The sequence below is a fragment of the Actinomadura violacea genome (genome assembly GCF_017573465.1).
Taxonomy (GTDB): Bacteria; Actinomycetota; Actinomycetes; order Streptosporangiales; family Streptosporangiaceae; genus Spirillospora; species Spirillospora violacea.
Map to the genome: position 1 here is coordinate 353632 of NZ_JAGEPF010000004.1, position 13500 is coordinate 367131.

At 75.4% G+C, this 13500-nt stretch carries 10 protein-coding genes; 3 read left to right on the top strand and 7 right to left on the bottom strand.

Annotation, left to right across the window (positions count from 1 at the left end):
* The first annotated feature begins 75 nt into the window (after positions 1–75).
* Positions 76–1866 carry a serine/threonine-protein kinase gene (locus J4709_RS07395; RefSeq protein WP_208238362.1) on the top strand — a complete coding sequence of 597 codons (1791 nt, stop codon included), beginning with the start codon at positions 76–78 and terminating at the stop codon, positions 1864–1866.
* A 24-nt stretch (positions 1867–1890) separates the two neighbouring features.
* On the opposite strand, the gene J4709_RS07400 is transcribed toward J4709_RS07395, so the two are convergent.
* The 3 genes from J4709_RS07400 to J4709_RS07410 all read right to left on the bottom strand — a co-directional run bounded on the left by J4709_RS07400 (position 1891) and on the right by J4709_RS07410 (position 5153).
* The gene (locus tag J4709_RS07400) at positions 1891–3930 is read right to left on the bottom strand and encodes a fibronectin type III domain-containing protein (RefSeq protein ID WP_208238364.1); all 2040 of its coding nucleotides are present in this window, start codon (positions 3928–3930) and stop codon (positions 1891–1893) included.
* 111 nt (positions 3931–4041) lie between these two features.
* Complete coding sequence (locus J4709_RS07405; RefSeq protein ID WP_208238366.1) at positions 4042–4977, bottom strand: threonine ammonia-lyase; 936 nt, start codon at positions 4975–4977, stop codon at positions 4042–4044.
* Entirely contained in the window at positions 4974–5153 is a 180-nt protein-coding gene (locus tag J4709_RS07410; protein ID WP_208238367.1) for a hypothetical protein, read from the bottom strand. The genes J4709_RS07405 and J4709_RS07410 overlap by 4 nt, the downstream gene beginning before the upstream one ends.
* An 18-nt stretch (positions 5154–5171) precedes the next feature.
* Here J4709_RS07410 and J4709_RS07415 point away from each other — a divergent pair, with 18 nt between their 5' ends.
* Entirely contained in the window at positions 5172–5813 is a 642-nt protein-coding gene (locus tag J4709_RS07415; RefSeq protein WP_208238370.1) for a hypothetical protein, read from the top strand.
* On the opposite strand, the gene J4709_RS07420 is transcribed toward J4709_RS07415, so the two are convergent.
* The 4 genes from J4709_RS07420 to J4709_RS07435 are packed head-to-tail and all read right to left on the bottom strand — an operon-like array spanning position 5791 to position 12279.
* Positions 5791–7977, bottom strand: coding sequence for a transglutaminase TgpA family protein (locus J4709_RS07420; RefSeq protein WP_208238371.1), 2187 nt, complete (start codon positions 7975–7977; stop codon positions 5791–5793). The two genes, J4709_RS07415 and J4709_RS07420, sit on opposite strands and share 23 nt — an antisense overlap.
* Positions 7974–9104: a DUF58 domain-containing protein gene (locus tag J4709_RS54555; protein ID WP_208238373.1), complete on the bottom strand. Its 1131-nt coding sequence runs from the start codon at positions 9102–9104 to the stop codon at positions 7974–7976. The genes J4709_RS07420 and J4709_RS54555 overlap by 4 nt, the downstream gene beginning before the upstream one ends.
* A 26-nt stretch (positions 9105–9130) precedes the next feature.
* The gene (locus J4709_RS07430) at positions 9131–10114 is read right to left on the bottom strand and encodes an AAA family ATPase (protein WP_232383093.1); all 984 of its coding nucleotides are present in this window, start codon (positions 10112–10114) and stop codon (positions 9131–9133) included.
* Positions 10111–12279, bottom strand: coding sequence for an NHL repeat-containing protein (locus tag J4709_RS07435; protein ID WP_208238375.1), 2169 nt, complete (start codon positions 12277–12279; stop codon positions 10111–10113). The genes J4709_RS07430 and J4709_RS07435 overlap by 4 nt, the downstream gene beginning before the upstream one ends.
* Before the next feature lie 430 nt (positions 12280–12709).
* On the opposite strand from J4709_RS07435, the gene J4709_RS07440 reads away from it, so the two are divergent.
* On the top strand, positions 12710–13459 hold the full coding sequence (locus J4709_RS07440) for a M50 family metallopeptidase (RefSeq protein WP_372442042.1): 750 nt from the start codon (positions 12710–12712) through the stop codon (positions 13457–13459).
* Positions 13460–13500: the final 41 nt, after the last annotated feature.

Below are 13500 nucleotides of genomic sequence, written 5' to 3' on the forward strand. Positions count from 1 at the left end.
CTCCCCGGCACGCCGCTCGCGCCCCCGCCGCGATGGCGCAGACCACCGGACGAGACGGAGAAGGACCCCCCGCCGATGACCGAGGACGTCCCGGGCTACCGGGTGCTGGAGCAGGTCGGCGAGGGCGGCTTCAGCATCGTCTACCGCGCGCACCAGGAGCGCCTGGACCGGATGGTGGCGCTGAAGGTCCTGTCGATCAGCGCGGTCGACGACGCGGCGATGCGCCGCTTCCAGCGCGAATGCAAGATCACCGGACGGCTGTCGGGGCATCCGAACATCGTGACGGTGCTGGACACCGGGACGGCGAAGTCCGGCCGCCCCTACATCGCGATGGAGTACTTCGAGCACGGCGCGCTCACCGACCGGCTCGCCCGGGAGGGGCCGCTGCCGGTCGCCGAGGTGCTGCGGATCGGGGTGAAGATGGCGGGCGCGCTCGCCGCCACCCACGAGACCGACGTGCTGCACCGCGACGTCAAGCCGCAGAACGTGCTGGTGTCGCGGTACGGGGAGCCGGCCCTTGCCGACTTCGGCATCGCCCGGCTGGTCGACTCGTTCGACGCCACGCACACGCAGGCGTTCACCCCGCACCACGCCGCGCCGGAGGTGCTGGAGGGCAAGCCGCCGGGGGTCGCCTCGGACATCTACTCGCTCGGCTCGACGCTGTACCAGCTGCTCGCCGGGCGCCCGGCGTTCAAGGGCCCGCCGGGCGAGGGCATCGCGCCGCTGATGCTGCGCATCCTGAACGACCCGCCGCCGCGGATCCCGCGCCAGGACGTGCCCGCGCCCGTCGCCGACGTCATCGGGCGCGCGATGGCGAAGGCGTCCGAGCAGCGCTACGGCGGCGCGGTGGAGTTCGCGCAGGCGCTCCAGCAGGTGCAGGCCGGGCTGGGCCTGCCGGTGACGGACGTGGCGGCGAGCGGCGTGTCGGTCCTGCCGCATCCGACCGGGTCGCAGTCGGCGCTGCCGCTGCAGGACTCCTCGGCGGGCCCGCCGCCCGCGCCGCGGCTGTCGTTCCCCGAGCATTCGGGGCCGCCGCCGGTGCCGGACTGGGCGCCGACCACGCCGTCGTCGGCGCGGCGGCCCGAGGGCCCGGCCGCCGGCGCTCTGGCGCCCGCGCCGCCGTCGCCCTGGCATCCGGACGCCGCGTCCGAACCCCAGCAGCAGGCGCCGCAGCAGACGCCGCGGCAGGCGCCCCGCCAGGCGCCGCAGGGCCGGGAACGTCCGGCCCTCCAGGCCGCATGGCCGGTCGGCGCCTCGCAGGACGCGACGGACCCGTCGCACAACGGCGGGGCGACCACCCCGCACACCGCCCCGCACACCGCCCCGGCGCCGCCTCCGGGCCCGCCGGACGTCCCGGCCGGGCCGCCGCAGGACGGGCCGCGCCGCGGCCTCGTCATCGCGGCGGCGGTCGCGCTGGTCGGCGGGGCGGTGCTGGGCGTCGGCGCGCTGGTCCTGTCCCGCGGCGGCGGCGACGCGGACCCGCCCGGCCCGAACGAGACGAGCCGCACCCCCGCCGCGCCGGGGCAGCAGGGCGACGGTGAGGCGCCGCCGACCGCCGCGCAGAAGGCGGCCGCCCGTCCCCGGCACCTGACCGCCCGCCCGGTCGGCCGGACGGCGGTCCTGTCGTGGGCGCTGCCGCCGGCGGCGCGCGGGCTGCCGCTGCTGGTCCAGCGGCAGCCGGCAGGGAGCTCGCCGGTCCAGACGGCCAAGCCCGACTCGCTCTCGTTCACCGTGCCCGGCCTGCGGCCGAAGGCGCTCTCCTGCTTCCGGGTCGGCGCGGTGCTGCAGCTGCCGCAGGGCAAGGCCGCGGAGGTGGCGTGGTCGGCGCCGGCGTGCGTGCACAACAAGGCGCGCCCCGCGTCATAGCCGGCCGGCGGGCCGTCGCCGGCCCTACGGCCCGCACTTCCAGACGGGCGGGCCCGCGTAGCTCGTCCAGGCGCCCGGTGTGTCGACCAGGTAGCCGATGACGTATCCGGTCTTGCCGCCGTAGGTGATGTTGACGTACATGGCGCCGGTCAGGCTCGAATCCTTCGGGTGCGTGTATTTCACGCCCTGCACCTGGCAGTTCACCGGGACCTTCGTCCCGTTGTTGTCGAACATGCTGCCGATCTCGGTGCCGCTGGTGGCGTTGGGCGTGGAATAGAGATAGCCGTAGGACTTGCCGTTGTTCTGGACGGGGTATTTCACCGCCGGGCCGGCGAGTTTCGCGGTGATGGACGTTCCGGTCCCTGCGCCGGCGGCGTTCGTCGCCGCGACGGTGAAGGTGTAGGAGCCGTTCGTCGCGACCTGCGCGAGGGTGGCGGAGGTGCCCGTCGCGGTCGCGCTTCCGGTGAGGGCGCCGTCCCAGGCGATCTTGTAGCCGGTGGTGCCGGCGCCGGCCGGGGCCGTCCACGCGAGCCTCGCGCCGCCGGACGCCGCCTGCGCCGTGAGACCGCGCGGCGCGCCGGGCGTCACGCAGGGCCGGACGGGGTCGCCGGCCTGCGACACCCGCTCGCCGGTGCGGCCGCGGGCGTCGCGGTACCGGACGGCGACGCGGAACCGGTACTCGGTGCCGCAGCTCCCGCCCTTGACCGTGAACGTGTAGGCGCCCGCGTTCGCCGCGATCGCCCGCGGCGCGACCGACAGCCCCGCGGCGGCGCCCTTGAGCACGTAGCCGGTGATCCCCTCGCCCTGCGCGGGCTGGAAGTCGACCCGCATCGTCCCGGACCCGGGGGTGACGGTGAGGTTGGACGGCGCGGTCGGCGGCTGTCCGGGCCTCGGCGGGGGCGGGCTCTGCGGCGCCCGGAGCGGCGGCGGCGCGCCCTGGCCGCCGGGCGTCGGGATCGCGTGCCGCTTCGGCCCGCCGGGGACCCGGTCGCGGTACTTGTCGATCCGCTTGCGGCCGCCCCGGTCGTCGATGACGACGGCGCGCGGGCCGGACGGGTCGTTCGCCCACAGCAGCCCGTCGCGGACGAACACCTCCAGCGTCGACGGCCGTCCGGTGACGGGCACGGGCGCCTCGAAGCGGTTGGCCGCCGCGTCGTAGACCAGCAGCGACCCAGCAGTCTCGTCGGGGATGTAGACCTTGGCGCCGAGCATCTGCGGCGGCTGGTAGCGGTGCTTCGGCAGCGCGAGCCGGGCGCTGGTGTACCGGCCGGTGCCGGTGTCGACGGTGACCAGCGACCCGGTTCCGGGGACCAGCAGCGGGACGGTCGTGCCGGTGGTCGCGGGCGGGGCGAGCACTCCCCCGGCCCCGGCCCGCCGCACGGTCGTCGGCAGCGCGACGGTGAGGCGCGTCCCGGACGGCTTGACGACGGTCGCCGTGGCGGCGGTCGAGTCGGTGACGACGGGGTCGCCGGCCGCGATGGTCAGGGCGAGCGAGTCGCCGGCCTTGCCGACCGATACCGGGGTCTGGAGGCGGCCCGCCGCGAACGGCGCGACCTGCCCCTTGCTCGGGACGGGGACCCACAGCGCGCCGCGCCCGTCGATGCCGGCCTGGCCGAGCGGCGCGGGCAGCGTCGCGGACGCGCCGGCGGGCACCAGCGTGACCGGGTCGATCTGCTGGACGAGGCCCTTCGCCGAGTCGACCGTGTAGGCCCGTCCCGCGGCGGCGAGCACTTGGAGGCCGGCGCCGAGCGGGCGACTGGTGTCCACCTTGAGCTGCGCCGGGTCGAGCCGGCTGACGACACCGGTGTCGAGGTCGATGACGAGCACGGTCGCGCCGTCCTGGACGACCCGGATCCGGTGCCCGCGCATCTGCGGGACCACGGCGGTCTTGCCGTCGACCTTGGCGGCAGGGCCGTTGACGTGCACGACGGCGCCCTTGGAGCGGGCGCTCAGCCAGGCGCCGACGTCGGCGAGGTCGTACTTGGCGCTGGCGACGCCGACCCCGTACACGATCGCGGCGACGGCCAGCACGCCGACGAGCCCGACCGCGACCTGCCCGGTCATGCGGTCGCGGCGTAACACCCCCGGGAGGCCCACGTCCCGATCACCCTTCCCCGTCGTCCCCGGGGTCACCGTAGACCGTTCGGTTCCGGCTTGCCCCGGTTTCTGGCGAGGTCAGGGGTTCTGAAGGGCCTCGGTGTACGTCGGGACGGTGATGTTGCGGCCGGACACGACCACGACCGGCCGCCCGGTGATCTCGACCTTCCCGGCCAGCACCGCCGCGACGCCCGCCGCGCCCGCGCCCTCGGCGACCAGGCCGTGCTCGGCGAACAGCCAGCGCAGCGCGGTGCGGATCTCCGCGTCGGTGACCGCGGTGAGCGCCGCGTCCGCCCCGATCACCCGCGGCGTGACGCAGCCGGCCTCCAGGTTGCCGGGCAGCCCGTCGGCGAACGTCTCGCCGACCTCCACCTCGACGACCCGCCCGGCCGCGACCGACGCCGACACGCCGCGCGACACCGCCGACTCCACGCCGACGATCCGCACACCGCCGCGCTCGCGCGCCCACAGGCTGAGCCCGGCGAGCAGCCCGCCGCCGCCGACGGGCGCGATCACGGTGAGCGGGCCGTCCGCCTGCGCGTCCAGCTCCCGGCCGATGGTGCCCTGCCCCGCGATGACCGCCGGGTCGTTGTAGGGCGACACGTAGTGGCCCGGCAGCGTCATCGCGTGCGCCTCGGCCTCGTCGTAGGTGTCGCCGTGCTGGACGAGCCGGACCGGGAACGCGCCGATCCGCTCCACCTTCACCCGCGACGCCCGCGTCGACACGACCACCGTCACGTCCGCGCCGGACCGCGCCGCCGCGTACCCCATGCCGAGGCCGTGGTTGCCGGCGCTGGCGGTGACGGCGGGCACGCCGTCCGACAGCGCCGCCACGGCGGCCAGCGCACCGCGCACCTTGAACGCGCCGTTCGGCTGGAACGTCTCCAGCTTGAGCAGCGCGTCCGGCGCGAGCGCGGACGGGACGACGGGCGTCGGGGCGAGCACCCCGGACACCGCCTCCCACGCGAGCTCCAGGTCCAGCGAGCCCGGGGCGCGGACGGCGCGGGCCGTCACGACCCGTCCTCGGGCGTCTCGTCCAGCCGCTCGTGCAGCCGGTTCCGGATCTCCTCGGGCGTGTAGGCGCGGCGCCGCCGCTCCGAACGGACGATCACCGCGCCGGTCGCCGCCACGCCGACGAACCCCGCGATGCCCAGCGCCTTCCACAGGCCGGCCCTTCTCCACCACCGCATGCGGCTACGGTATCGATCATGCCGGGCACGAGCATCTCCCTCGACGAGGCCGCCGACCTGACCCGCACCGGCGACGTGTGGCTGTTCCGCGGCCGGACGGCCGCCGACCGCGCTATCCAGATGACGACGAACAGCCCGGTGAACCACGTCGGCATGGCGCTGGTCGTCGACGACCTGCCGCCGCTGATGTGGCACGCCGAGCTCGGCCGGTCGCTGCCGGACCTGTGGTCGGGCGGCCACCAGCGCGGCGCGCAGCTGCACGACCTGCGCGACGCGGTGCTGACCTGGGGCGACCGGTACGGGCAGCGGGCGTGGCTGCGGCAGCTCGACCCGCCGGCGTCGCGGGCGATGGAGGACGCGGCGCTGCGCGCGGTGGCCCGGCTGGACGGCACGCCGTTCCCGTCCACGTCGCGGCTGGCGTCGCGGTGGCTGCGCGGCCGGGTTCCGGTCCGCCGGCCGGCCGAGCGCGACATGAACCTGGAGACGGCGTTCTGCGCGGAGATCGTCGCGGTGACGTACCAGGCGATGGGGCTGCTGCCGAAGGGCCGCCGCCCGAACTGGTTCGACCCGGGCCGGTTCTGGAGCGGCGACGACCTGGACCTGGAGTCGGGCGCGGTCCTCGGCGGCGAGATCGCCGTCAGCCTGCCCGCTTCCCGCTAGCGCGGGGGTCGCGGAGCGAGCGGGGGTGCAGTCGGCGGCGGAGCCGCCGCAGCCGCCCGGCCTTCGCGGTGACGAGGCGTCCGAGCTGGTCGGTGTGGTGCCAGGCCTGGTCGGCGGCGCGCGGGTCCGGACGGGACGCGGCGAAGCGGCTGCGGTTCACCAGGTCGGCGAGCGGCCCGAGATGCCCGCGGGCGTCCGCGCCGACATTGGACGCGCCGAACCGGGCGACCTCGTGCGCGGTCAGCGTCCGGGCGGTGGACAGGCCGACGTCCGCGAGGTGGTCGAGGGCCTGGTGCCAGGCGCCGGTGATGCGGTCGCCGGGCTCGCCCGCCCGGCGGCGCCTGCGGCGCAGCGCGGGCGCGAGCAGCACGGCCAGCAGGTACGCGAGGACCAGCGCGGCGGCGGCGACCGACGCGTACACCCACCACGGCGTGGGCGCCTCAGGGGCGGCGGCGGGCTTCGGCGGCGTCTTCTGCGGCGTCTTGCCGGGCCCGGACCCGCGCGTCTGCGACGCGGCGTTCTTCTGCGCCTGCTCGAGCTTCTTCTCCGTCTCACCGGCCGCGACGGAGTCGTTGTTCTTGGAGCGGCGCGCGCTGTCCGGCAGCGGGTTGAACCGGATCCAGCCGAGCCCCGCGAACTTGATCTCCGGCCACACCATCACGTCCCCGGACCGGTACTGGACCGTGCCGCCCGAGCGGTTCCCGCCGTCGAAGCCGACGACGACCCGCGACGGCAGCCCGAGCGTCCGGGCGAGCAGCGCGTAGGCGGTCGCGAAGTGCTCGGGCGTGCCGCGCCGGCCCTCGCCGAGGAAGTAGTCGAGCTGCCGGTAACTGTGCCCGGGCGGCGCGGTCACGTCGTACCGGGCGTACCGCTTCAGGTACTCGGCGAGCATCGCCGCCTTCTGGATCGGCGACACCGCGCCCTGCGTCGCCGCCTCCGCGAACTTCCGGAACTCGGCGAGCTGCACGGGCGGCTTCGTCGCGCCCGGTCCCCACGGCAGCCGCCGGTCCGCACGCGCCTCCGCGTCGTCGGCGACGCCCGCGTCCGCCAGGTCGTCCGCCGACCACTCCGGAACCCGCGAATCGACCGTGTAGGTCTGCCCGGCGGCCAGCGGCTTCGCGGCGGCGAGCGCGCCGCTGGCCGGGTCGGCGACGACGCCGAGGCCGTCCACCTGGCGGGGGCGGTCCGGCGCGGGCACGTACACGCCCGGCAGCGCGCCGATGGTGATGCGCTGCGCGACCTCGTGCTCCTTGCGCGGCTTCGGCCCCTCCGGCACCCGGCTCCCCGTCGGGACGAACCGGGCGGCGGACGTCCACGTCACGCCGTCGAAGGTGTCGAGGACGGCGAGCCGCTCGATCTCGTCCCGCTTCGACGCCACCGTGAACATCACCTGGTCGGGGCTCAGCAGCCAGCCGCCGACGCGGTCGAGCGGGCTGACGCTGTCATGCTGCTGCGGCGGCGGCGCCTGCACCTGCTCGCGCGGGTTGTACGGGTCGGCGCTCACCGGCACGACCGGGCCCGCCGCCAGCGCGAGCGCGCCGAGCACCGCCGCGGCGGGCAGCCCGAACGCCGGCGGACGCCACGCCGGGCCGGACGCGGGCCCGTCCGCGCGGACGAGGACCAGCACCGCGATCAGCACGACGGTCGCGGCGGCGAGCGGCAGGTTCGAGCCCGGGCCGTCCACGCCGAGCAGCAGCGCGACCGCCCACACGCCGAGCGGCGGCACCGCCGGCAGCGCCCGCAGCCGCGTCCGCAGCGCGATCTCGGCGGACGCGAACGCCGCGAGCCACACCAGCACGTTCACCAGGACGAGGAACTCCGGCTTCGCCGGCGCGGGCAGCAGCGTGGTCAGGATCGACTTCCACGAGCTGAGCACCCCCTCCCGCAGCGTCTGCGGGAACGTGCCGTCGCCCAGCGCCGGACGCAGCACGGTCACCGCCGCCGTACCCGCCCACGCCGCCACCGTCAGCACCAGCGAGATCCACAGCGGCCACGGCCGGCTGCCCTTGCGCGGCCCCGACAGCAGCCCGGACAGCACCGTCGGGACCGCCGCGGCGACCGCCGCGACCGGCACCACCGGACCGAACCCGAACACGCGCTGGAACGCCAGCCCCGCGACCGCCGCCAGGCACGCCGTCACCACCAGCGAGACGTACCGGGTCACCGGACGCCCCCGAGCCGCCGCCACGCCTCCGCCAGCCCGTCCAGGTCCGCCACGTCGACCATGTGCACGCCGGGCGGCGCCGACGCGGCCGACTCCGGCCGCACCCGCAGCACCACCACCCGGTCGAACCGGCTCCGCACCGACGCGACCCGCCCGAGCTCCGCGCCGTCCCGCATGATCACCACGAGCGACCCGCCCGCCGGGACGCGGCGCACCACGTCCACCGCCGACCGCGGGCCCGGCTCCGGCGCGACGGCCGTCAGCCGGTCGAGCAGCACCTCCACGTCGCCGGGACCGCCGCGCGTGTCCGCCACCGGCCCCGCGCCCGTCAGCACCCGCACCGGGAAGCTCGCCGACGCCGCGCCCGCCGCCACCGACGCCGCCGCGTCCACCGCCAGCTCGAAGTCGTCCGGCTCCGGCCACGACTCCGGCCGCGCCTCCAGCACCACCGTCGTCCTCGGCAGGCTCGCGTCCACCATCTGCCGCACCATCAGCGTCCCCGTCCGCGCCGACGACTTCCAGTGGATGTGCCGCAGCTCGTCCCCGATCACGTACTCGCGCAGCGCGTGGAACGTCGCAGTCCCCGCCGGCGACCGGTCGCTCGTCGGCCCTTCGAGATGGTGCGCCCGCCCCGACGGCAGCAGCGCGAGCGGCACCGTCCGCGGCCGCACCAGCAGTGTCCGGGGCGTCCCGTACTCGCGGACGCGGCGCGCCAGCCGCAGCGGATCCGACCGGACGAGCCGCAGCGGCCCCACCGGGATCTCGCCGCGCCGCTCCGTCGGCAGCCGGTACGTCACGCTGCGGCTCCCGCCCGACCGCAGCCGCGGCACGTCCACCGCCACGTCGGTCGAGCCCGCCGCGTCCCGCGCGCTCAGCCCGCGCACCGCGCGCCCCTCGTTCTTCACGTGCAGCACGCCGACCGCCGGCTCGCCGCGCGCCACCTTCACCGGCGCGATGTCCCGGCGCACCGCCAGCCGCGGGCCCGGCAGCGTCCACAGCACCGCCGCGGCCACCGCCGCCAGCCCCGCGACCCCGAGCACCGCCGGCTCCGGATAGCCGAGCCACCAGCCCGCCGCGTACAGCGCCGCCGACACGGCCGCCGTCCCCCATCCGAGCGGCGTCAGCACATCGAACCCCGTTCCCCGAGCGCCGGTCAGACGCCGGCGGCCTGCGGCGTCGGCACGTTCGCGAGGACCTCCCCGACCACGTCCGCACCGCCCCGCCCACGCAGCTCCGCCTCCGGCGTCACGATCAGCCGGTGCGCGATCACCGGCACCGCGAGGGCCTTCACGTCCTCCGGGACGATGTAGGACCGGCCGGCCGCCGCCGCCCGCACCCGCGCCGCCCGCAGCAGCGCCACGCTCGCCCGCGGGCTCGCGCCGAGCCGCAGGTCAGGGTGCTCGCGCGTCGCCGCGACGACCCGCACCACGTAGTCGTACAGCGGCGCCGCGACGTGCAGCCGCTGCGCGAAGTCGATCATCCGGGCGAGGTCCTCGCGGCCCATCACCGGCGGCAGCTGGTCCAGCATCGCGCCCGTCGGCGCGCCCGCCAGCAGCGTCACCTCCGCCTGGTGGTCGGGGTACCCCATCGAGATCCGCATCAGGAACCGGTCGAGCTGCGCCTCCGGCAGGGGGTACGTGCCGTCCATGTCGACCGGGTTCTGCGTCGCGATCACCATGAACGGGCGCGGCACCGGATGCGGCGTCCCCTCCACCGTCACCCGGCGCTCCTCCATGACCTCCAGCAGCGCCGACTGCGTCTTCGGCGACCCCCGGTTGATCTCGTCCGCCACCGCCAGGTTCGCGAAGATCGGCCCCGGATGGAACTCGAACGCGCTCGTCCCCTGGTTGAAGATCGACACCCCGGTGATGTCGCTCGGCAGCAGGTCGGGCGTGAACTGGATGCGCGCCCACTTCGCCTCCACCGACGCCGACATCGCCCGGGCGAGCGTCGTCTTGCCGACGCCCGGCACGTCCTCGACCAGGAGGTGCCCCTCCGACAGCAGGCACACCAGCGCCAGCTCGACCTTGTCCCGCTTGCCGCGGACGATCCGCTCGATGTTCTGCGCCAGCGCCCCGAACATCTGCGCGAACCGCCCCGCCAGCGCCTCCGGATCCACGCCCCCGTGCTCACTCATGATCCGCACCCCCAGACCTTCGGCGAGGAGAAGGTTCCGGCGTTGGAATTCGGCGTCGCCACGTACAGGTCACTGACCCAGCGCTCGCGCCCGCCATAGTTGATCTTGTCCCAGATGTTGCTCTTGAGGCTCGGGTCGTTCTGGTCCGGCACCATGTCGCCCTTCTCCTGGCAGATCACGGTCACCGGGTCCTTGAACCCTTGTGGGAACTTGCCGTCATGCGGCGACGTGCTATTCGGGCCGGTGTGCAGCCACGTGCTGGTGCTGTTGTTGTTGTGGCCGTTGTAGACGACGGTGTGCTGGTTCGGGTCGAGGGTCACCGAGGTGCTCGCCGGGGTGGAGTCGCCCGCGCCGTTGTGGGCGGTCACGCTGATCGTGTGGGGCGTGATGCCGTTGGTCAGGCCGGAGACGTTCGCCGACGTGCCCTTGGTCGACGTCGAACCGCCCTGCCAGGTGACGTTGTACGTCACGTCGTAGCCGGACGACTTGGCCCAGGTGACGGTGGCACCGTGGTTCACGCCGGTGGCCTTGAGAGTGGTGGGCGGGCCCGGGGCCTGGCAGGCGGTGGCGCCGACCGTGCCGGACGGGCTGTAGGCCGTCTTGCCGTTCTTGCCCTTGTACTCGGCGGCGACCTTGTACTCGTAGGTCCGGCTGTTGCAGGCGAGGCCGCCGACGGTGAACGTCCCGCCCGGCGAGTCGCCGGGGAACTGCGCGGGCGTCGCACCCTTGACGGGCCGGTCGTCGGCGCCGAGCAGGACGAACCGGGTCACCGGGTAGACGCCCTGCGGCTGGACGGCGGGCGTGAAGCGGATCCCGATGGAGCCGTTGTCGCCGGACGCGAAGGGCGTGGGCGGGTCGGGCGCGGTCGGGTCCTGCTTCGCGGGCGGCCGCGGGGGCCGTCCGGCGGGCGGGACGGGGTCGTTGCCGCCGTGGCCGGGGCCGCCGCCGGTGTTGCGGTTGCCGTTCCCGTTGCCCGGTCCGGCCTTGATGGGGATGGGGCGGCGGTTGCTGCCCGGGACGTGGTCGTCGTACTTCTTGATGCGCTTGACCGCGCCGTTCGGGTCGAGCGCGAGCGCGAGGGCGCCGTCGGGGTCGTTCACCCAGAGCATGTGGTCGCGGGTGACGACCTCGATCGTCCCGCCGGGCCGGGTGGCGGGGATCGGGGCCTCCCAGGCGCCCTTGTCGGTGTTGAACACCAGCAGGCGCCCGGCCGTCCGGTCGGGGAGGTAGACGCGGGGGCCGAGGACGTTCGGCGCCTCGAACGCGTGGTGCGGGACGCGCAGCGCGACGGACTCGACGCGTCCGACGCCGGTGTCGAGCAGGTACAGCGAGCCGCCCGCGCCGAGCATCGGGACGACCTGGCCGTCGGCGACGGGCGGGAGCCGCACGCCGTTCGCGGTCTTCGCGACGGGCGCGGGCAGGGTGATGCGCTGCGTGCCGTCGGGCCGGACGACGAGGGCGGTGGCGGAGGTGCTGTCGACGACGACGGGGGTCCCGGCGGCGATGGTGAGGGCGAGGCGGTCGCCGCCGCGGCCGGCGGTGACGGGCGTCCCCTGCCGGCCGTCCTGGAACGGGACGACCTGGCCGCTCTGCGGGACCGGCACCCACAGGCCGCCCTTGCCGTCGATGCCGGCCTGGCCGAGCGGCGCGGTGAGCGTCGCGGCCGGCCCGGCGGGCGCGAGGGTCAGCGGGTCGATCCGCTGGACGACGCCCTTGACGGAGTCGATGGTGTAGGCGTCGCCGGAGCCGGCGAGGACCTGCAGCCCGGGCCCGCCCGCGGCCCGGCTTCCGGTGATCTTGAGCTGGGACGGGTCGATGCGGCTGACGACGCCGGTGTCGGTGTCGACGAGCAGCACGGTCGTCCCGTCCTGGACGATCTTGATGTGGTGGCCGCGCATCTGCGGGACGACGGACGCCTTCCCGTCGACCTTGCCGGCCAGCCCGTTGGCGTGCACGACGAGGCCCTTGGCGCCGGCGCTGAGCCAGGCGCCGACGTCGGCGAGCCGGTACTTGGCGCTGGCGGTCCCGACCCCGTAGACGAGCGCCCCCACGCAGAGCACGCCGACGAGGCCGGCCGCGAGCTGGCCGGTCAGCCGGTCGCGCCGGAAATGCCTCAGTACCCCGCGCGGTCCCGCGTCCCGCGCGGGGGATCGATCCCCGTTCAATCCCCGTCACCTCTCGTCGCGCCGGGACCGCCCGCTCCGGAACTCGCGGCGGCACCTTGCGGCCGGTGCCGTCCCCACCGCGCCGGAACGAGCCTGGGAGACTCGGCGCGATCGGCACCTTAACGATTGTGCGGGCCACACCATAATGGGATTCGTCACATCTCACCTGGCGAATCACGATATTGCGGAGGTCGCAGGACGATCGGTGTGGCGTGGATCACATCCTCCCGAGAGGCGGGCCGGCGCTCGACGGCGACCGCGCGGCGACGCTGCGTAGAGGACGCGGACGCCCCCGCCTCATTGCGGCCGGGTCGCCCGATGTCGGTCCCGCCCGGTCTTCACCGGATCCGCGGCGACTCGAACCGAACGCGAACGTTATCCGCGACGTCCTAAGGTTGGGCATCCCCCGACCGACGACCCCGAGGTGGACGTGGAACACGCAAGCATCGCCGACCTGTGGAACCGGGTGACGGGAACGCAGCCGGACCCCCCGTGGTGGCTGGTCGTGCTCGTCGGCGCCGTCGCGCTGGCCGCGGTGCTGCACGGCCCCACCTGGCGGGTCGCGCGCAACACGGTGACGATCGCGCACGAGGGCGGGCACGCGCTGATCGCGCTGCTCACCGGCCGCAAGCTGGACGGCATCAAGCTGCACTCCGACACCTCCGGCGTCACGGTCTCGCGCGGCAAGCCGCACGGCCCCGGCATGATCTTCACCGCGATGGCCGGGTACGTGACGCCGCCGCTGCTCGGCCTGTTCTTCGCGCTGCTGCTCGCCGGCGGCCGCATCACGCTGATGCTCTGGTTCACGCTCCTGCTGCTCGCCGCGATGCTGATCATGATCCGGAACGCCTACGGCGCGCTGTCGGTGATCGTGACCGGCGCGGTCGTCCTCCTGGTCTCCTGGTTCGGCAGCGCCGAGGTGCAGGCGGGGTTCGCCTACCTGGCCGCCTGGTTCCTGCTGCTGGCCGCGACCCGCCCGGTGATCGAGCTGCAGCGGATGCGGACCCGGCACATGGCGCCGAGCTCCGACGCCGACCAGCTCGCCCACCTCACCGGCGTCCCGGGCCTCGCCTGGGTCACCCTGTTCGGCGCCACCGCGCTCGTCGCCCTCCTCGCCGGCGGGGCCCTGCTGTTCCCCGACGTCTCCGTCCCCGGCATCCACTCCCTCCCCGGCTACTAGGAGCGCTTCCGGCGCGCCCGCCGGGCGGTGGGGGAACGTCA

Excerpts from the sequence above, each read along its gene's own strand:
- J4709_RS07410 (WP_208238367.1), bottom strand. The coding sequence starts at position 5,153 with ATGCGGTGGTGGAGAAGGGCCGGCCTGTGGAAGGCGCTGGGCATCGCG.
- J4709_RS07430 (WP_232383093.1), bottom strand. The coding sequence starts at position 10,114 with ATGAGTGAGCACGGGGGCGTGGATCCGGAGGCGCTGGCGGGGCGGTTC.
- J4709_RS07395 (WP_208238362.1), top strand. The coding sequence starts at position 76 with ATGACCGAGGACGTCCCGGGCTACCGGGTGCTGGAGCAGGTCGGCGAG.
- J4709_RS07415 (WP_208238370.1), top strand. The coding sequence starts at position 5,172 with ATGCCGGGCACGAGCATCTCCCTCGACGAGGCCGCCGACCTGACCCGC.
- J4709_RS07400 (WP_208238364.1), bottom strand. The coding sequence starts at position 3,930 with ATGACCGGGCAGGTCGCGGTCGGGCTCGTCGGCGTGCTGGCCGTCGCC.